Source organism: Gordonia sp. 852002-51296_SCH5728562-b (assembly GCF_001665475.1).
Classification (GTDB): domain Bacteria; phylum Actinomycetota; class Actinomycetes; order Mycobacteriales; family Mycobacteriaceae; genus Gordonia; species Gordonia sputi.
The window spans coordinates 41,122-59,764 of the sequence record NZ_LZMI01000025.1 but is presented as its reverse complement, the minus strand read 5'-3'; the positions used below and the strand labels follow the sequence as shown (position 1 = coordinate 59,764).

At 64.5% G+C, this 18,643-nt stretch carries 16 protein-coding genes; 7 read left to right on the top strand and 9 right to left on the bottom strand.

The window, feature by feature from the left end:
- Window positions 1–17 precede the first annotated feature (17 nt).
- Window positions 18–503 (bottom strand): helix-turn-helix domain-containing protein, encoded by a 486-nt coding sequence (locus A5766_RS05390; RefSeq protein ID WP_156527370.1) that lies wholly within the window; start codon window positions 501–503, stop codon window positions 18–20.
- 94 nt (window positions 504–597) lie between these two features.
- On the opposite strand from A5766_RS05390, the gene A5766_RS25410 reads away from it, so the two are divergent.
- Complete coding sequence (locus A5766_RS25410) at window positions 598–1,446, top strand: DUF2316 family protein (protein WP_156527369.1); 849 nt, start codon at window positions 598–600, stop codon at window positions 1,444–1,446.
- Between the two features lie 62 nt (window positions 1,447–1,508).
- On the opposite strand, the gene A5766_RS05380 is transcribed toward A5766_RS25410, so the two are convergent.
- Entirely contained in the window at window positions 1,509–1,985 is a 477-nt protein-coding gene (locus tag A5766_RS05380) for a glutathione peroxidase (protein ID WP_064865944.1), read from the bottom strand.
- A gap of 68 nt (window positions 1,986–2,053) precedes the next feature.
- Here A5766_RS05380 and A5766_RS05375 point away from each other — a divergent pair, with 68 nt between their 5' ends.
- A complete protein-coding gene (locus tag A5766_RS05375; RefSeq protein ID WP_064903690.1) occupies window positions 2,054–3,097 on the top strand; it encodes a DUF3533 domain-containing protein in 1,044 nt (347 codons plus the stop codon).
- A gap of 48 nt (window positions 3,098–3,145) precedes the next feature.
- On the opposite strand, the gene A5766_RS05370 is transcribed toward A5766_RS05375, so the two are convergent.
- Entirely contained in the window at window positions 3,146–6,523 is a 3,378-nt protein-coding gene (locus A5766_RS05370; protein WP_064903687.1) for an arabinosyltransferase domain-containing protein, read from the bottom strand.
- A complete protein-coding gene (locus A5766_RS05365; protein ID WP_064903684.1) occupies window positions 6,513–9,842 on the bottom strand; it encodes an arabinosyltransferase domain-containing protein in 3,330 nt (1,109 codons plus the stop codon). The genes A5766_RS05370 and A5766_RS05365 overlap by 11 nt, the downstream gene beginning before the upstream one ends.
- Before the next feature lie 177 nt (window positions 9,843–10,019).
- Between A5766_RS05365 and A5766_RS05360 the strand changes: the two genes are divergently transcribed.
- From A5766_RS05360 to A5766_RS05340, 5 genes are all read left to right on the top strand, one after another.
- Complete coding sequence (locus tag A5766_RS05360; protein WP_005201816.1) at window positions 10,020–11,069, top strand: NAD(P)-dependent alcohol dehydrogenase; 1,050 nt, start codon at window positions 10,020–10,022, stop codon at window positions 11,067–11,069.
- Window positions 11,070–11,207: 138 nt separating this feature from the next.
- The gene (locus A5766_RS05355; RefSeq protein WP_005201818.1) at window positions 11,208–12,080 is read left to right on the top strand and encodes a formate/nitrite transporter family protein; all 873 of its coding nucleotides are present in this window, start codon (window positions 11,208–11,210) and stop codon (window positions 12,078–12,080) included.
- A gap of 229 nt (window positions 12,081–12,309) precedes the next feature.
- Window positions 12,310–12,585: a GlsB/YeaQ/YmgE family stress response membrane protein gene (locus A5766_RS05350; protein WP_005201821.1), complete on the top strand. Its 276-nt coding sequence runs from the start codon at window positions 12,310–12,312 to the stop codon at window positions 12,583–12,585.
- A gap of 164 nt (window positions 12,586–12,749) precedes the next feature.
- A complete protein-coding gene (locus tag A5766_RS05345) occupies window positions 12,750–13,574 on the top strand; it encodes a TIGR03619 family F420-dependent LLM class oxidoreductase (RefSeq protein ID WP_051993705.1) in 825 nt (274 codons plus the stop codon).
- A gap of 46 nt (window positions 13,575–13,620) precedes the next feature.
- Window positions 13,621–14,106 (top strand): GAF domain-containing protein, encoded by a 486-nt coding sequence (locus A5766_RS05340; protein WP_005201823.1) that lies wholly within the window; start codon window positions 13,621–13,623, stop codon window positions 14,104–14,106.
- Between the two features lie 4 nt (window positions 14,107–14,110).
- On the opposite strand, the gene A5766_RS05335 is transcribed toward A5766_RS05340, so the two are convergent.
- The 5 genes from A5766_RS05335 to A5766_RS05315 all read right to left on the bottom strand — a co-directional run bounded on the left by A5766_RS05335 (window position 14,111) and on the right by A5766_RS05315 (window position 18,643).
- The gene (locus A5766_RS05335) at window positions 14,111–14,644 is read right to left on the bottom strand and encodes a flavin reductase family protein (RefSeq protein ID WP_005201824.1); all 534 of its coding nucleotides are present in this window, start codon (window positions 14,642–14,644) and stop codon (window positions 14,111–14,113) included.
- Window positions 14,641–15,138 carry an NAD(P)H-dependent oxidoreductase gene (locus A5766_RS05330; RefSeq protein ID WP_005201826.1) on the bottom strand — a complete coding sequence of 166 codons (498 nt, stop codon included), beginning with the start codon at window positions 15,136–15,138 and terminating at the stop codon, window positions 14,641–14,643. The genes A5766_RS05335 and A5766_RS05330 overlap by 4 nt, the downstream gene beginning before the upstream one ends.
- Window positions 15,135–16,346 (bottom strand): LLM class flavin-dependent oxidoreductase, encoded by a 1,212-nt coding sequence (locus A5766_RS05325; protein ID WP_051993706.1) that lies wholly within the window; start codon window positions 16,344–16,346, stop codon window positions 15,135–15,137. The genes A5766_RS05330 and A5766_RS05325 overlap by 4 nt, the downstream gene beginning before the upstream one ends.
- A gap of 139 nt (window positions 16,347–16,485) precedes the next feature.
- The gene (locus tag A5766_RS05320; protein ID WP_005201828.1) at window positions 16,486–17,595 is read right to left on the bottom strand and encodes an LLM class flavin-dependent oxidoreductase; all 1,110 of its coding nucleotides are present in this window, start codon (window positions 17,593–17,595) and stop codon (window positions 16,486–16,488) included.
- Window positions 17,596–17,614: 19 nt separating this feature from the next.
- Window positions 17,615–18,643, bottom strand: coding sequence for an ABC transporter substrate-binding protein (locus A5766_RS05315; RefSeq protein ID WP_005201829.1), 1,029 nt, complete (start codon window positions 18,641–18,643; stop codon window positions 17,615–17,617).

Here is an 18,643-nt window from a genome sequence, read left to right as displayed (position 1 = left end):
TGTTCTGTCTCTTGGTGTTACTGCATCTCATGTATTTCTGCGCCCTCTATCTCTTCCAGGATGTCGGCGATCTCACGACGAGTCATCCGTGTGGCTTCAGCAAGCTCTATGACCATCTTCGAGTCCAAAGCTCGACGGGTCCGCGCACGCTGGTTCACCTCGATAAACGCACGTATCACTCGATCGACGGTTTCGCGCTGGCGAAGGGTGAGTATCTCGGTCCCGGCCGGCGGCGTATAGGGTCCTGGACCTTCGCGCCACTCCGACTTCGCCCACTCCGCGACTTTTACCGGGTCCATTCTGAGCGCCTTCGCAATCCCCTCTATGTGCTCGGCTCGCGCGCCACGCGCGTTAGTCCCGTGCATGATGCGAGAAACAGTCGATGGATGGATGTCGACCGCCAACGCCAGCTGGCGCAACGACGGGTCGCCGTAAGGACCAGTGAATCCAGCATTGAGCAACGCTGAATACCAGGGCTCAGGGACTATAGTTCCGTTAGTCATTCGCACATTATCTATGTGCCGCCCGGACCGCCGACACAGGGGATAACATGTCGGTCACAAGACGCGCAACCGCGCCCAGGAGGGTTGGCGAACCATGTCTCTGAACGAACACCAACGCCGCGTCACCAGCGCGGAACTGCGCGCTAATCTCGACCTCGCCGACCTCGATACCGCAACGCTCGCAGCAGAACTCGGCTTGTCGACGGCTGCAGTCGAGGACGCGCTCGACATCGGACCGGCGACCGATCCGGCACTGGGTGTGGCGCCTGCGCGATCACCTCGAATCCGCGGCCCGTGCGGCGGGCGCCGAGCCACACGAGTACACCTACCTTCCCGAGCGGATGCGATCGGCCGCGCAGGCCTGGTTCGGCGTCGGAGATCATCGCTTCTCGGACTGAGTCGCTCCACGCGATGGGATTGCCGACGCATTCTCAGCGCTCCTTCAGCGACCGACGGTCACACTCGTGCGATGGACACGATCGCAGGACTGCCCGCGCACCCCCTCTTTGTTCACCTTGCCGTGGTGGCGATTCCCCTGACGGCCGTGCTGGCGATCCTGGCAAGCCTCTGGCCGGCAGCGCGCCGACGGCTCGGCTGGTTCACGCCGGCGGTCGCGGTTGTCGCGATGGCCATCACTCCGCTCACCACTTCCGCGGGTGAGGCATTGGAGAAGCAGGTACCGCGTTCAGAAACATTGCACCGCCATACCGAGCTCGGCGGCCAGATGCTCTATTGGGTCGCAGCGCTTTTCGTACTGGTCGTGCTCTCCTGGGCGATGTACGACGACACCATCGCACGACGGGTACCGGCTGCGGCCTCGGTACGCGCGCATCGTTGGCTGCGAGTCGGGCTTGCGGTGGCGACTATCGTTGTGGCGCTTGGCGCTCTGGTGATGGTCGTCCGCGTCGGCGATTCCGGGGCGCGGTCTGTGTGGCTGGGCTGACGACGGTCACACGGCACACAACGGTCACACGGCAGACAACGGCCACACGGCGATTCCCGTTCTCAGATCACCTTGTCGATGTCTCCGGTCAGCTTCTCGGGCTTCACGGTCGGTGCGAAGCGGTCGACGACCTGGCCGTCGCGGTTCACGAGGAACTTGGTGAAGTTCCACTTGATGCGATTGCCGAGCACGCCCGACTTCTGCTCGCGTAGCCACGCGAAGAGCGGATGCGCGTCGGAGCCGTTGACGTCGACCTTCGCGAACATCGGGAAGCTGACGTCGTAGGTGAGCGAGCAGAAGTTCTTGATCTCCGCCTCGTCGCCCGGCTCCTGGTGAGCGAATTGATCACATGGGAACCCGAGTACGACGAGTCCGCTCTCGGCGTAGGTTTTGCTGAGCTCTTCGAGTCCCTTGTACTGCGGGGTGAAACCACACTTCGACGCCGTGTTGACGATCAGCAGAGGCTGCCCCCGATAGTCGTCGAGGTCGACGGTGTTGCCGTCGATGTCCGTTGCCGTGAAATCGTAGGCACTGGTCATGGGCTTACCTCCGCGTCGATCCGATCAGCTTCTCCGCAGCCTATCCGACGAACGAATAGCCTCGAAGCGTGCGCACCTCAGATGACTTCCGCAGGGCTTGGCACGCCGTCCGCACCTCTCGGTTCGCGCCCGCGCTGGTGATCGTGGTGATCTTGGGTATCGCCGCGGCGTTGTTCGTCGGCTCCTACACCTACTCGACGGCCAACCCGAAACCCGAACGCGTGCCGATCGCGGTCGTCGGCACCCTGCCGCCACCACAGTCAGCCGACGTCGAGGCACGGCTCGCACATGAACTCGGAAGCTCCGTCGACGTACGGCATCTGTCGACTCACGCCGAGGCCGCCGAACAGCTGCAGAACCAACAGGTCTTCGCGGTCGTCGACATCGACACCACGGCACGCACCATCGACGTCGACCTGTCGAGTGCATCCGGCGCGACGGTCGCCCAACTACTCGAACAGAGCATGCCGCGCGCGGCCGCCGGGACCGGATACCGCGTGAGCATCCGCGACGCCAACCCGCTACAACCGCGAGATCCGCACGGGCTCACCATCTTTTACATGATGCTCGCCGCGGTCATCATCGGATTCGTCGGCGCGATCCAACTCGGTGTGCATGCCAACAAGTTGCGGCCTTGGGAGAGAATCGGATTCACCGCGTTGTACTCGCTACTGGGTGGCTTCACGATCTGCGCCATGATCGACTGGATCATCGGTGCGCTGACTCTGCCGGTGCTCGAGGTGTGGCTCATTCTTGCCCTGACCATGTTCACCTGCGGCATGATCTTCACGATGTTCAGCGCGATGTTCGGACGCTGGGCGATCCTGCCGACGTGGGCGGTCATGGTGCTACTGGGCAATCCCTCATCGGGAGGCTCCGTCGCGTGGCCGCTGCTACCCAGGGTGATCGCGACCATCGGCGGCTGGCTGCCGCCCGGCGCGTCGGTCAACGCACTGCACACTGCAGTGTATTTCCGTGGGCATCAACATACCTGGCCGTTCCTGGTGCTCACCATGTGGTCCGCGGTGAGTATCGCCGTCTACCTCTTCGAGCGACGCGTTCGGGGCCGCAAGACCCCAAACGCACCGGCCGCCGACATCGGCGCCACCTGATCTCGCGCCAGGCCCCAGAAACCGATAGGCCCCAGAAACCGATAGACCTCAGAAGCCCACGGCGCGGATCTGTCCGGGCGACCACAGTCCGTTGTGGACGTCGGTCGTCACCGTCAGTTCTGCGGGCTTCTGCGGCACAAGCGGAGTGAGACGCTGCAACATGCCCCAGTCCTTGGCCCAGTCGTTGCGTAGATACGACGGCAACACCGTTGGGCGCATCTCGTTTTCGACGATGCCGAGCGGACCACCCGCGGTCCCCGCCATCCAGCGCTGCGAGTTGACCCGCTCGCCCTCGCGGTCGGGCGAGATCCGCCACTCCGGTGTCTCCAGCACGCCGTTGTACACCTGTGCGGGACGCTGACACGGGAACGCCAGCGCGGCCTCCCAGTCGATCATCACGGGCGCCTCGCTACCCACGAGGTCGTTGAGCGTCACCATCTTCGAGACACGAGGTGGCGTGACGGCGAGCCACTGATCGGAGTTGGTTGACGTGTCTTGCGCCAGCACACGCACGACCGTCGCGCGCTGCGGGGCACCGTCGAGCGGGAACCGCAGGTTGCGCCACGCGGGTGCACCGCCGATGTCCATCGGGATCATGATCCCCGCGGGCGTCACCGATCCGTCCGGACCCACGCGGCCGAATTGGAGGCGGACCTGCTGTCCCGAACGTGTCACGGCGAGGTCGTCGACGTATTCGATCTGTCCGGCAACCGACATGGTGATGAGCGGAGCGTCGGAGCTGCGCGCGGGTAGCTGATACCAATCGGACGTCAGACTGCCTGTGCCCGACGGCGATCCGTAGGTACCGAGCACCGGCGTGCGCTGCGGCGACAGCCCGAACGGCAGCTTCACCTTCGAGCCGTTGACGCCCGTGGTCGACGTCGTGCCGCCCGCGGTGTCGCTCGACGGACTACTGCTGTCCGTTCCGGTCTGATCGGTCGCGTCCGATTGCGTCCGGTCGACCTCGGCCGACGATGTCCCCGTTGACGAGTCCGATTCGGTGCCGTCGTCGGAGAGATCGGATCCGACGCCGTTCGGGTCGAAACCGGTCGCCTCGGCACCCGCGAGCGCCGCTCCTGGTGACGGGTTGTTCTGTCCCGCAACACGTGCAGGTGCGAGCAAGGCCGAGTTGACGTCCTTCTCGACGAGCACCGAGTCGGCGAGCGCGCACGGCTGACCGCGCACCGCCGCGACGTTCGAACTCAGCCACGACCACGAATTCCGTTGTGTCCAATCCGCCTTCGCGAACGAGACGAGGGTGAACAGCAGCATGATCACCGATACGACGATGATCGACGGCGAACGCAGCCAGGCCGTCCACCGCTTCTTCGATACCCGCTCCTCACCGCGTCGAACGTCGTCGGAGACGTAGTCGTCGCGGAAGTGTTGCCAGAGACCGAGAATGGTCAACAACACCGCGACCGTGAGGATGACCGCCCAGACCGGAATCCCCTTCACGTCGGGAACGGCGTCGCGCCAAGGGATTCCGTAGCTGCCGACGTACCACCACTGGTTACGTCCGGAGAATGCCAGCGCGAGAACGTAGGCACACGCTGCGGCGAAGAGCGTGCGGTTGCGTCGACGACGCATCACGGCGCGGTCGACGCACACGGTTGCGACAGCGGCCAAAGCGCCTGCGATGCAGGCATACACACCCATCTGGTGAGTCCACTTGGTCGGCAGGAACGCCATCATCAGAGCGGTGCCCGCGACCGTGGCAACCAACCGCCAGGTGGGAGCCGACGCAATGCCCGCCAACCGTCGACGGTTGAGCAGCATGACCACCACGACGATCAGGCACACGAAGGTGATGAGCACACCGAAGCGGCGCGCGATGCCACCGTCGGCGGTGGGATTCATGAGCATGTAGTAGCGCATGCCCTCTTCCCACCACTTGTTGGTCGGACCGACAGCGGAGTTGACCCTGATCGCTTCGCGAATCGTGGCGAGCGTCTGGTCGGCGAAGATCTCGTAGAGCACCACGAGTCCCGACGCCAGAATCGGTACGAGGATGGGCCACAAGCCGTCTCGTCGACGTCTGATCATCAGACGCTTCAACAGCGGTCGGATTCCCGCGATGAGCGGGATGGCAGCGATCACGCCGGTCGGGTGGATCGTGAGCGTGAACGCCGCGACCACGATCGCGAGCGTCAACGGGAAGAACCGTCCGGTGGCTATCGCCCGCTCCACCAGCACCCACGCAAGCAGCGTGCCGACGGCGATGATCGGTTCCACACGAAGACCGTTGTTGAACGGCATCCACACCGCGAGGAACACCAGCGCGGCAGCCCAGATCGCCGACTGCGACGTCCGAACCGCGTAGCCCAGCCGCGGGATGGCGGCGCGGCTGATCAGCCACCAGCCGACCACCGCGTAGAGGAAGGGCAGCAAGCGCAGCCACGGAGTCGCCGTGCTCACCTCCATCCACAGCGAGAGGTACTGGTAGTGCCAGCCGAACGGGTCCTGCGGCACACCGAAGTATCGGTAGTAGTTGTCGAGGTAGCCGGCATTGCGGGCGACTCGGGCGACGGTGACCTGATAGCCGTCGTCCGCCGTGTTGCCACCGACGAACAACCAGATCAGCAGGACGAGCGTGACGAAGGCGTCGACCCAGCGCGGTCTCCACCACCCCTGCGGGAAGAGCTTGTGGACGCCGCGTCCGTCATGGGCGTCGAGCACGGCCAGCGCGAGCATCGAGGCAATCGTCATGACGACGCCGATCACCAGCAGCCAGAACTTCAGCGTCGTCGGGGTCGACGCGAACCGGGTGTCCAGCGTGGCGCGGAACGACAAGCCTTCCGTCGGCGCATCTTGCGGCAACTGCGAATACACACCGATGATCTGCGGTCGTGCTGTCGCGTCGCGCAGGTCGAATGAGCCCAGACCGGTGTCGGTTGTCGAGAGATTCTCGAATTTGCCTGCGGCACCGTCGGTGTCGGCGTGGAAGACGACGCGGCATCCGGGTGAATTCTCCGCCGCGCTTCGAGGGGCACTGAGCAACACGATGTTTCGCTGTGTCAACTGCAGTGAGTCGCGGGTGGCGCGGATGAAGAAGCCGACCTTGTTGGCGTCGGTTCCGTTCCACGGCACCGTCGAGACGATCACGCCGCCCGACGCCGGCAGACTCTTGGCGAGTGAGCATGGGACGGACACGTCCATCGACACCGGCGAGAACGAGACGCTCGGCGCCGCCACGCTGCCGACCGAATTCTGTTGCGGCCAGGTCAGTTCCGTCTTGGTGTAGTTGACCGGCAGGAACGGGGTCAGCAACGCGATCACGATGCCGATGAGCCCCGCGACCACCGCGACGATCTTGGCGATCCTGATCCGATCGGCCGACGTTGACGACACCGATCCGCCCGTGCTCTTGGCGTCAGGCTTGTCGTCGTCTTTCCCCGCTGCGTTCACCGGCGTCTCACTCATCATCTTCTGGCACCACCTGCATTGCTCCGGGACGGCTCCAGCCCCACCTGGTCGACGTTCCGGTACTCACCGCTGCGGGCACCGCCTCTGGCACCAACGGCGACAACCGTTGCAGGCTGCCCCAATCGCGATACCAGTCGTTCTTCAGATACGTCGCCATCGTCGACGGCGTCGTCAGCGCTTCCGCCGTGGTGAGCAGTCCACCGTTGACGGTGGCCATCCACGTCTTCGACTGCGAGTTCGCCACCGCCAGCTCCGGCAGGATTCGCCACTGCGGAATCTGGTTGACGCCGTTGGACGCATCCATCGGGTGCTGGCACGGGAATGCCGCGCCAACCGCGAAGTCGACGAGCACCGGGTCCGACGACCCGACGACGTTTTGCAACGTCTTCAACTCGGGAGCGCGCGGCGGTGTCACCGCGAGCCACTGGTCGGGGTCGAGGTTGTTGTCGGTGGCGACGATCCGCATCGCGGTCGCACCAGCGGGCACCGACGACATCGGGATACGCAGGTTGCGCCACGGCCGATTCGCCTTGCGGTCGGCGTCGATCGGTTGCACGGCCGCACCGACCTGCTGGAACTTTCCGTCCTGCTCGACGCCGAACTCCACCTGCAGCGACTGCCCGTACGTCGTGACCCCGTCGGGATCGGTCGAGGCCAGCGCGCCTGCCGCCGTGATGACGATCAGCGGCGACGAGTCGCGCGCGGGCAGTCGATACCAGTCGGTCGTCAGCGATGCCTGGCCATCGGCTGCGTAACTACCCATCACCGGGGTCGTCGCGGGGTCGAGTCCGAACGGCAGTGCCGCGGTGCTGCCGTTGACCCCTTCTGGTCCGCGCCCGCCCGTCGTGCCCGGCGCACCACCGGCGACGACGAAGGTCTTCGAGAGATCGGCCGAGGTGTTCTGGGTACCCGGCTTGATCGAATCCGCCTCCGGGGTGAGGTCGTCGGCGACCCCCTGGGGCGAGAAGCCCCGCGAGGTGCCCTCCAGTGCCTTCGACGCCGAGGCGTTGTCGACCGGAGCGAGACTGCCCTTGTTCGAATCGGGTTCGACGAGAACGTAATCGGCCATCCCGCAACCCCCGGTGACCGCGTGCACGTTGCCCTTCAACACGGAGTAGGTGTCGGCGCGAGCCGCTGCGGCCTTGGCGAACACCGCGAGTTCCGCGAGCAGGATGATCACCGCGATGACGGCGATGGGCGACGACGCGATGCCGGTTCGCCACCGCTTGGGCGGCTTGCCCGCGTCGTGGTGCAGTCCGGTGTCGGCGACGTAGTCGAGGCGCAGGTGCTGCCATACCGCGATGACGAGTGCGATCACCGCCAGCACCAGGAACATCGACGAGACCTGCAGTCCCGCAACCACTGGTGCCTTGTCGAACCACGAGATCCCGAAGTCGTACGACCACGGCCACGCGTTGTATCCGGCCGCCGCGGCCGCGCAGGCGACGAGCAGACCTGCGATCAGGATCGACAGGTTGCGCGTATTACGTTGCGCCACCTGGCCGATCGCAACACAGGCGACCGCAGAGAGCGCCGCGGCGAGGCCCGCGAAGATGCCGAACTGAATGGTCCACTTGGTCGGGGTGAGCGAGAGCAGCCCGATCGTGATCAGTACCGCCCCGGTGACGCGCCAGACCGGTCCGCTGTCGACTCCACGGATCTTTTTGCGCCGCAGCATGATCGCGAGAACCACGAACAGCGAGACCAGCAGCAACAGCACCGGCACCCGGCGTACCAGCGAGCCGTCGCGCGTGTTGACCGCCAGGAAGTAGTACCGCAGGAGTTCCTGGTACCAGGCCAGCGTCGGCCCGACGGTATAGCGCACCCGGATGGCCTCGAACACCGACGCGAGTGTCTGGTCGCGGAACACGATGATCACCACGATCGCCGGAGCCGCCAACAGGGGAAGCAGAAGGGAGGCGAGGCCCGATTCGCGGCGTCGTCGAACAAGGATCTTGAGCATCGGCCGCGCACCGGTGATCAGCAGTGCGACCGCGATGACACCCGTCGGCGCGGTGGCAAGGGTCAGAGCGGCGGCGAAGGCCGCTCCCGCGGCAGGCAACATGCGCCGGGTCGCGATGGCCTGCTCGACGCCCCACCAGGTCAGCAGACTGCCGAGCACCACGACGCCCTCGCTGCGCAGACCCGAGGCCATCGGCAGCCAGAACGCGAGAAAGACCGCGGCGCCGGTCACCATCGCCCACTGCGACGTGCGGACGGCACGCCCCAGCCGCGGGAGCAGCACCCGACTGAGGATGAACCAGCTCACCAATCCGATCACCAACGACGGGATGCGCATCCACACACCCGTCGACGACACCGACGACCAGTGCGCGAGGAAGTCGTAATACCAGTCGAACGGCGCCTCGGGGATGCCGTAGAAGCGGTAGTAGTTGGCCAGGTAACCCGCGTGCTCCGCGTTCCGACCCATGTTGAGGATGTAGCCGTCGTCGGACGAGCCTGCTCCGAGGAAGTGCCAGACAATCAGGATGGCGGTCACGGCGATGTCGGTGACGCGCGGACGCAGCAGCGCCAACCACCGCACCCCACCGACCCGTCGGTGGTAGCCGTGGATGCGATCGAGTTGTGCGAGCGCCGCGAGTGCGACGATCGCCGCAAGCACGCCGACGATCATCACGAGCCACTTGATGACCGACGGACTCGAATCGAACCGATCGTCGACGACGATGCGCGCCGACAGGCCGGGCGTCGACGTGATCGTCGACGTCGGGATGTCGGTGAACAGGCCCGCCACCTGCGGCCGGTCGGCCTCCGGCGCCGTCTGTGCAGGTCCGAGTCCCACGAAGCGTGCGCCCGAACCCGCCGCCGACGAGAAGATGTGCAGCTGCGTGCACCGATCCGACGCGACGTCGGCGCGCGGAGCGGACGCGACGGTGTCGCCACGCATCGTCACCGTCACCGCGTTCGCGTCTGCCGTCACGTTCAGCGCAGAGGATCGCTGGTTCTTCGCCGCGGGCGGCATCGTCGTGAGGATCGTCGACGACGCATCCGTCGGCGGCGACCGCAGGAGCGAACACGGAATGGTGACGTCGAGATCCTGCGCCATCTGCGCGACGAGCGGAGCCGTGATGTCGGCGTTGGTCGCACCGAGCTTCTGGCCCTGAGGCCAGGTGATGGTTGCCGTAGTCGTGGTGACCGGGAGGAAGGGCGTGAGTACTGCAGCCACAATCGCGATCAGACCCGCTGCGACAGCAATGATCGACGTCGTCCCAGGTGAGAGGCGTCGTGCGCGACTATTCGGGTCGTCGGATCGACGGTTGGGCAGCGCAGCTGTCGTCTTCTCCGGCGATTCGGTCACACGCGAATGCTAGTCAGGTTGCCTGTGACAAAACCAAGTCGGCCCCATTTCAGCAGGGCGTGTCACGCGACACAGTCGCATGCGCATCCGGCAATACGTCGGCAGGCTGGATGTGGTGAGGTGCCCGCGGCACCGGCAGATCGTCGTGGATTCCGCGGACGCCGGAGAGGGAACACAGTGACGACGACCGTCAATGCTTTCTGGGCAACAGCTCCCGATGCGCCACTATCGAAGACAACCATCGAGCGCAGGGACCTCGGCCCGAAGGACGTCCTGATCGACATCGCCTTCGCCGGGATCTGCCATTCCGACATCCACACCGCCCGCAACGAGTGGGGCGGGACCACCTACCCCGTCGTGCCCGGACACGAGATCGCCGGAACGGTCGCGGCCGTCGGCGATGAGGTGACAAGGCACAAGGTCGGCGATCGCGTCGGCGTCGGATGCTTCGTCGACTCGTGCGGTGAGTGTGCCGCGTGCAAGAACGGCGACGAGCAGTACTGCACCAAGGGCGTCGTCCAGACCTACAACTCGAAGACCTACGAGGGCGAGTTCACCCACGGTGGGTACTCGCAACAGGTCGTGGTGACCGAGGACTTCGTGCTGAAGATCCCCGAGGGCGTCGACCTCGACGTCGCGGCACCGCTGCTGTGCGCGGGAATCACGCTGTATGCGCCGTTGAAGCACTGGGGAGCCGGCCCCGGCAAGAAGGTCGCGATCATCGGTCTCGGCGGCCTGGGACACATCGGAGTCAAGATCGCCCATGCGCTGGGCGCCGAAGTGACCGTCCTGAGTCAGACCCTGTCGAAGAAGGATGACGGCGAACGCTTTGGCGCCGATCACTACTACGCGACCAAGGATCCCGAGACCTTCCGCACCCTGCGCGGAGAGTTCGACCTCATCATCAATACCGTGTCGGTGAATCTCGACCTCGACGATTACCTCGGGTTGCTGGCCATCGACGGCACCCTCGTCGAACTGGGGGTGCCCGAGCATCCCCTGGAGATCAAGGCATTCTCGCTGCTGGCCAACCGCCGCTCGATCGCCGGTTCGATGGTCGGGGGCATTCCTGCCACCCAGGAGATGCTCGACTTCTGCGCCGAACACGGCATCGGCGCCGAGATCGAGAAGATCAGCGCCGATGAGATCAACGCCGCCTACGACCGTGTCGTCGACAGCGATGTGCGGTACCGATTCGTGATCGACACCGCGACTCTCGCCGACTGACCCCAACCCTCGACGAGGTACGTACACAACTCGGTCGTCAGCGCGAGGCCACGACAATAATTTCGATGGCCTCGCGCTGAGGTCGCAGTTGTGTACGTATAACGGGCGCCCGGCCATGCGCTGTGGAACCGTTGACACATGAGCGACCCCGAGTTCGATGTGAACAAGCTCTTCCCGGGCAAGTTCTTCATCAGCACCACGCTCGACGTGCTCGAGTCCAAGAAGAAGATGACCGGCCATCTGCGACGCCGGTTCATCCAGCGCGCCGCGATGGCAGGCATCATCATCGCGATCTTCTACGTCATCAACTACACGATCGTCGCCGCATTCGACACGATGACCGATCCGCCAGGGCAACTGCACGCGGTCGGCAAGCTCATCGGTGCGCTCGCCTTCGGCTGGGCGCTGGTGTTCATCTACTACACCAAGTCCGAGCTGCTCACCTCGAACATGATGATCGTCTCGGTCGGCGCGTACTACCGACGCGTGACACCCGTCCTGATCATGCGCATCCTGCTGTTCTGCTACCTCGGCAACATCCTCGGCGGCCTGCTGATCGCCGTGATGCTGCGTGGCACAACACTTCTCGACGGCCCGGTACTCAACGCGATGGTGCACGCGGTCGACGTCAAGACGGGCTACCTCAGCAACGGATTCAGCGGTTGGCTCGACCTGTTCATCCGCGCAGTCCTCTGCAACTTCATGATCAACCTCGCGATGTTGCTCGTCTACAACGGCTACCTGACCGAAGACATCGCGAAATGCATGGCGATGATCACCGCCGTCTTCGTCTTCGCGTTCCTCGATTTCGAGCACTCCGTGGCCAACACCGTGTTGTTCATGATCGTCGGATTCCAACACGACATACCGATCGGTTTGGTGTTCGGCAATCTCGGGACCGTGCTGCTGGGCAACTTCGTCGGAGGCGGAATCCTCATCGGGTTCTACTACGCGTGGGTCAACGACGAGCGCGACACCCACCTCGTGCACCTCCGACGGCACCGGCACTGAACCGTCACGCCCCCGCACGCTCCGCACCAATCGGCGCCCACCCGAGATGGGTCATATGTCCGACATTGCGATTGGATCACGACGCGGTCGGCGATGAGCTTTGCCGCTGGTCCCCGGTCGTACGTTGACTCGGGGCCTTGCGGATGCGTCGAAGAATCGACCTTCCTTCCATGAAGCAGTCGTGGAACATCCAAAGGGGGATCAGGGCCCGCTATCGGAGGAGTTTCACGTGATCGGAACAATCATCAGCGCCATCATCGTCGGCCTGATCATCGGCGCACTCGCACGGCTTTTCATGCCGGGCAAGCAGGACATCGGCATCATCATGACCATCGTTCTCGGAATCCTGGGATCGCTCATCGGTTCCTGGCTGACCTACCAGTTCGGGTACAGCAACGCGAACGGCGGCTGGGAGGTCATCCCGTTCATCGTCGGCATCGTCGTGGCGATCGTGTTGATCGCCGCATACCTGGCGATCCGGGGACGTACCGCCGTCCGCCACTAGCACTGGGGTGACGCGTGGCCGGGAAGCACGGGGACTTCCCGGCCGTAGTCGTATTCACAGCATTCGAATCCACCTCTGTGGCTGATGATCACGAGTCGACTCACTTGTGATCGCCGTGGGCACAATGATCGTCTGCGCGACGCGTACGTCACACTATGGTGTGCATGGGTTTTCACGTCGCACTGCCCAACGACGGCAGCATCGAGCAACTCACCGAACTCGCGACCGCGGCTGAGAACCTCGGCTTCGACGGGATGTGGCTGGCCGAGCACGTCCTTCCACCGATCAAGCATCCCGATTCGGCCTATGCCGCCGAGTATGACCCGCTGGTGCTGCTCGGTTTCATCGCCGCGCACACGACCACCGTGCGGGTAGGCACCTCCATACTCGTTCTCCCCCTGCGGAATCCGTTCGTCGTCGCCAAACAGGCCGCGACTGTCGACGCGCTGAGCGACGGGCGGCTGGAACTCGGGGTCGGTGTCGGGTGGAACGCCGACGAATTCACCGCCGTGGGAGCCGAGTTCCACGACCGCGGGCGCCGCACCGACGAAGCGATCGGCGTGCTGCGCCATCTGTGGGCAGGCAACACCGACGGCCTGCTGGGCGAGCACTACAGCTTCGGCGGCGGGTATCCCACCCCGGTACGCCCACAGGGCATTCCGATCACGATCGGCGGGCACTCCCCCGCGGCGGTGAATCGTGCTGCACGCCTTGGTGATCGTTGGCAGTCGATTTACTTCAACAACTCGGGGACCGACCCGGCGACGTTCCGCGCGATAGCAGCAGACCTCAAACGTCGTACCGAAGGTCGCGTCACGACGGCGATCAAGCGCTTCGTCCGCACCGCCGACCAGGTCGACGCGTTGGTCGACGAACTCGACACGTGGCGTCGTGCCGGGGCCGACGACGTCGTCGTCTGGTTCGGGGAGCCATCCGTATTCGGCCCTCTCCAAGAACGTTTCGCACGCAAGGCACAGGTCAACACATGACGACCCGCGCTGGCGCAACAGCCACCGATGCGGGCACAGTGGTGAGATGAGCGCCGAGTACCTTCCGCCTACCGGCCACCCCGCGATCGACTACGCCGAGCTCACCGGCGCGGCACGCGCACTCATCGATGGCGAATCCGATCGCGTCGCCAATGCTGCCAATCTGTCGGCGCTCGTCTATCAGGCTCTGCCACAGGTCAATTGGGTTGGCTTCTACTTCTTCGACGGCCACGAGCTGGTGGTCGGCCCGTTCCAGGGAAAACCTGCCTGCGTACGCATCCCGTTGGATCGCGGCGTCTGCGGGGCTGCCGCACGGACCCGCATCACGCAACGCGTCGCCGACGTGCACGCCGTCCCCGACCACATCGCCTGTGACGCCGACAGTCGGTCGGAAATCGTTGTGCCGCTGGTGCACCACGGCGAACTCATCGGGGTCTTCGACCTCGACAGTCCGGTCACCCACCGCTTCGGAGCCGACGATCAGGCGGGTCTCGAATCGATCGCCGAGACGTTCCTCGCGTCTCTCGGGTAGCTTCCTAGATGACCTGCGCCAGCTTGCCGAACCCGCTGCGATGGAAGATCAGCGGATTTCCGGTCTCCGGATGGTCGACGCCGTGCAGCTCGAGCAGCACGATGATGTGATCGCCCGCCTCGACCTCGCGGTAGATGGTGCAATCGAAATGAGCCAGTCCCTCGTCGAGGGTGACCGCGCCCTCGTCGGATGCCTTCACCGCGATGCCGTCGAATCGGTGCTCGACCGCTCCGGCGAGTTGCCGGCAGGCGGCACCCTGGTGGTCGGCGAGAATCGTGACGCCGAGGTGTGCTGCGCGTCGAAGATCCGGCCACGTCTTGGACCCCGACGCCACCGAGACCGACACCAGCGGCGGGTCGAGACTGACGCTGGTGAACGAGCTTGCGGCGAGGCCGGTCAACTGGCCGTCGACCTCTGCGGCAACCGCGACGACACCGGTCGGGAAAATGCCGAATGCCTTGCGTAGACGAGCGGGATCGAGATCCTGGTTGGTATGCAGTTCATTGGTCGGGAGTTCGTTCGGACGCGGTTCGCTCATGAGCCTGCCTTCAGCAATGTGGTGACGATCGGCTTTGTCGCAGTGAGCCATTCGGCGTATGCGGCAGGGTCGTCGTATGCGGAATCGATGACGTAGAGTCCACGTCCCGGCACCGTGCCACCGATCTCGTTGAGCACGGGGCGCAACGTGAGCTCCGGCGCGAGTGAATGTGCGGGGCTACCGCCGAGCATCAGCGGAATCGCGATGCCGGAGAGTCCTGTCCCGCCGGCGAAGCGGTCGAGGAACAGTTTCAGCAGACCGGTGTATGCGGCTTTGTATGTGGGACTGGCGAATACGACGAGATCAGCCCGGCCGACCTGTGACACGAGATCGTTGACGTACTCGTCGCCCCAGTCGAGAATCGTCGAACCAAGTGTTGCCAGGTCGACGATCAGATCGGGTTCAGAACCCGACAGTTCCGCGGCCAGATATGTTGCGGCGCCGAGTGTTCTGCTACCTGGTTTCGGGTTGCCGACGACGACCGCAGTCGTCACGACGCCGACACCCGCTTGAGCGGTGCGGGCGACCCGAACGGAACCGATGCGCTGACCGCGACAGGAGCGGGGTGCTCCCACAGTCCGCGACGGGTGAGCTCGGGAAGCACACCCTCCCCGAACCAATACGACTCCTCGAGATGCGGGTAGCCCGACAGCACGAATTCGTCGATCCCCACCTCGTGATACGCCTCGATCAGGTCGGCGATCTCGGTGAAGGAGCCGACCATTGCGGTTCCCGCACCGCCGCGCACCAGGCCGACGCCCGCCCAGAGGTTCGGGTAGATCTCCAGCCCGTCCTTGGACCCCTTGTTCAGCGCGAGCATGCGCTGCTGCCCCTCCGACGCCGAGCGTTTCAGCCCCGCCTGGATGCGCGCGATGTCGTCTTCGGAGATGTTGGCCAGCAGGCGATCCGCTTCGGCCCACGCGGCTTCGGAGGTGTCCCGCGCAATGGTGTGCAACCGGATTCCGTACTTCAGTTCGCGACCCTGCTCTTCCGCGGCGGCACGGACACGAGAAATCTTCTCTGCCACGGCCTCTGGCGGCTCGCCCCAGGTGAGGTAGACGTCGGCATGCTTCGCCGACACCGCGATTCCTTCGGGCGACGAGCCGCCGAAGTAGATCTGCGGCAACGGATCCGGGATCTGGTGCAACACCGCGTTTTCGACGGAGAGGTACTGACCGTCGAAGTTCACCGTGTCGCCGGTCCAGAGCCGTCGCACGATCTCCAGGAACTCGTCGGCCCTGGCGTAGCGCTGCTTCTTGTCGAGGAAGTCGCCGAACATCCGCTGCTCGGCGTCCTCACCGCCGGTGACCACGTTGAGCAGGAGTCGACCACCGGAGAGATTCTGAAACGTCCCGGCCATCTGCGCGGCCAGGAACGGCGCGGTCATCCCCGGGCGGAATGCCACGAGGAACTTCAGACGCTCGGAGACGCTGCTGATCATGGCCGTGCTGACCCACGCGTCCTCACACCAGGCACCCGTCGGAGTGAGCGCGGCCTCGAAGCCGAGCTGCTCGGCGCTGCGCGCGATCTGTCCCAGATACTGCACCGACGCCGGTCGACCAGCGGCTTCGGCAGCGACGCCGTGACCACCTCCGACGACATTGCGGCTGTCACCACCGTTGGTGGGCAGGAACCAATGGAACTTCAGGGAGCTCACGTAAAGCCTCTCTCCTCGATCGACGCATCTCGTCGCTCGACACATCCGGGCATCGAGCGCGAGCAGGTGCCGCGCCGTAGGCGCAACTACACCAGTTCAGTGCAGGTGGAGAGTTTTTCCAAGGGTTGCGTTCGCACTGATTACTAGATTTGCCACCCGCTGACTGCCGCCTGCTAGCGCTGGATCACGACGCACTGACTTGGAGTTCGGCGCTCCCGATACGCTCCCTGACCCGCGGAATGACTTCGCCGGCAAAGCGCTCCATCTCCGCTTCGAACGGTTGGAACTGCAGCATGAAGGTCTCGATGCCGGCGTTGTGAAACTCGACGATCCGGTCGGCCACCTCGTCGTAGCTGCCGACGAGTCCCGCCGCGGTTCCGCCATTCGTCCCGATTGCCGGGTACTTCGCAAATGTCTGGAACATCACAGCCTTCTCGTCGGCGCCGGCGATTATCGACGCCGTGTACTCCTCGTCGAGTCGGTTGAGTTCCCAGTGGCGGTCGAGCTCGGCCTGCGCCTCGGCGGCAGTCGGCCGCGCCACGACGAACGCTGCGAGCCCGTACCGCACCGGGTCGCCGTGGCGTGGTCGTGCGGCGACTGATCCGATGAGCTCGCGCACGCTGTCGATCGGTTGCCCGTTGATGAACCACACGTCGCCCTGGTCGGCGACCAGGTCACGCGCCCGATCGCTCTCGCCACCGACGTAGATCTGCGGCCGTTCGCGGTAGAGCCCGGTCGGACTGAGTTGATAGCCGTCGATGTCGAAGAACTTTCCGTGATGTTCGACGACCTCGCCCGCCAGCAACCTGCGTACGACCAAGAGCCATTCGGCACCATAGGCGTATCGGTCGTCATGCTCGGGGAAGGCGATGCCCGCCCGCTCGATCTCGGGTTTGTACCAGGCGTTGACCACGTTCAACGACAGCCGACCGCGAGAGATCTCTTCGATCGTCGCTGCCTGCTTAGCCAGTACGACCGGATGAAACAGCAATGGCTTGATTGCGGCGATCAACTCGATCTTCGTCGTCGACGCCGCGAGCGCCGCGACCGCTGTCCAGGTCTCCAACTGTTCCCAGTCGTGTGAGAACGGATTGATCAGGTGCTGAGCAACCAATGTGCTTTCGTATCCGAGGTTCTCGGCCTGCTGGATCAGGTTCAGGTTGCGTCGCCACGATGCGTCGACCGGGTCATCGGGGTGGTGGGCCGACGCCCATGTGCCGTACACATTGGCCCACACACCGAACCTGGGTCCGGCCCGTCGTGCTGCATCATCGTTGGTCACGTTGTCGGTCATAGTATTTCGCTTCCATTGCTCAGGAGTTGGATGACGCGGGTGCGCGATAGAACCAGTCGTCGAGCGAGAAGTCCTTCTTGATGCTCTTCTTCGCGACGAGGAATTCTTTTGTGCCGCGCAGCAATGTGACGCCTGCGTCGGGGAATGGCTCGGTCGAGTACCCGTCGGGGTTCGCGGCTTGACGGATCGCCTCGGCGGGCGCCTTGGAGTTCTTGACCTCGAAGTCCACGTACTCGTTCCAGTGCGCCTTGGCATAGGTCACGGCGCTCGCGTGCAGCTGCTGCCAGGTCGCGGCGAACGTCGGATGCTTGTCGAGGAAGCCGCTCTCGGCGACAGTCGACGATGTTCCGGCGAGATGCGGGTGGTCCCGGTAAACGGAGTCGACGAGGTGGAATCCCTTGAGTTCAAACATCTGCAGCGATACCGATGGCACGACGCCCGGCAGTGCGGCACCGTCGATCTCGCCCGCTCCCAGTGGGGCCTCCTGATCCGCCGGGTACAGGTGCACTAGTTCAGCGGTGACGCCCTCCTCCTGCAGAGCACCCTGGAGGTAGCGATCGATGTATGACCCCTTGGGTACACCGATCTTCTTGCCCTGCAGATCTTTCAGGGTCTTGATCGTCGGGTCTTTCGCGACGACTCCGGCGTTGAGGTTGAACTGCTCGATGTTGATGAGTCGGGTGTCGAGGCCGCTGCCGCGCGCCACCAGCGCGGGGGTGTCGCCGTACTGTGCGACGTCGAGCCGCCCGCCGACGAGCGCCTGGTTCAGATCGGGGCCGTTGGGAAAGCTGACAACCTCGATGTTCTTCACCCCGAGAGAGGAGAGCGCAGGCAGCAGTTGGCCTCTACTGTGTGCGTACCCAGTAGGCCCGGTCAGGATGTTTGCCGAACCGATCACGCCTACGCGCAATGTGTCAATGACGTCTCGCTGCGCACCCGAGTTCTGTTGGCCGCCGCAGGCAGTGAGCGCCAGTCCTGCGAGAAGTGACGCGCTGATGAGCGCGAGAAGGCGGACCGCGACAGGGCGGATCCTCAATGGGCGGTTCAT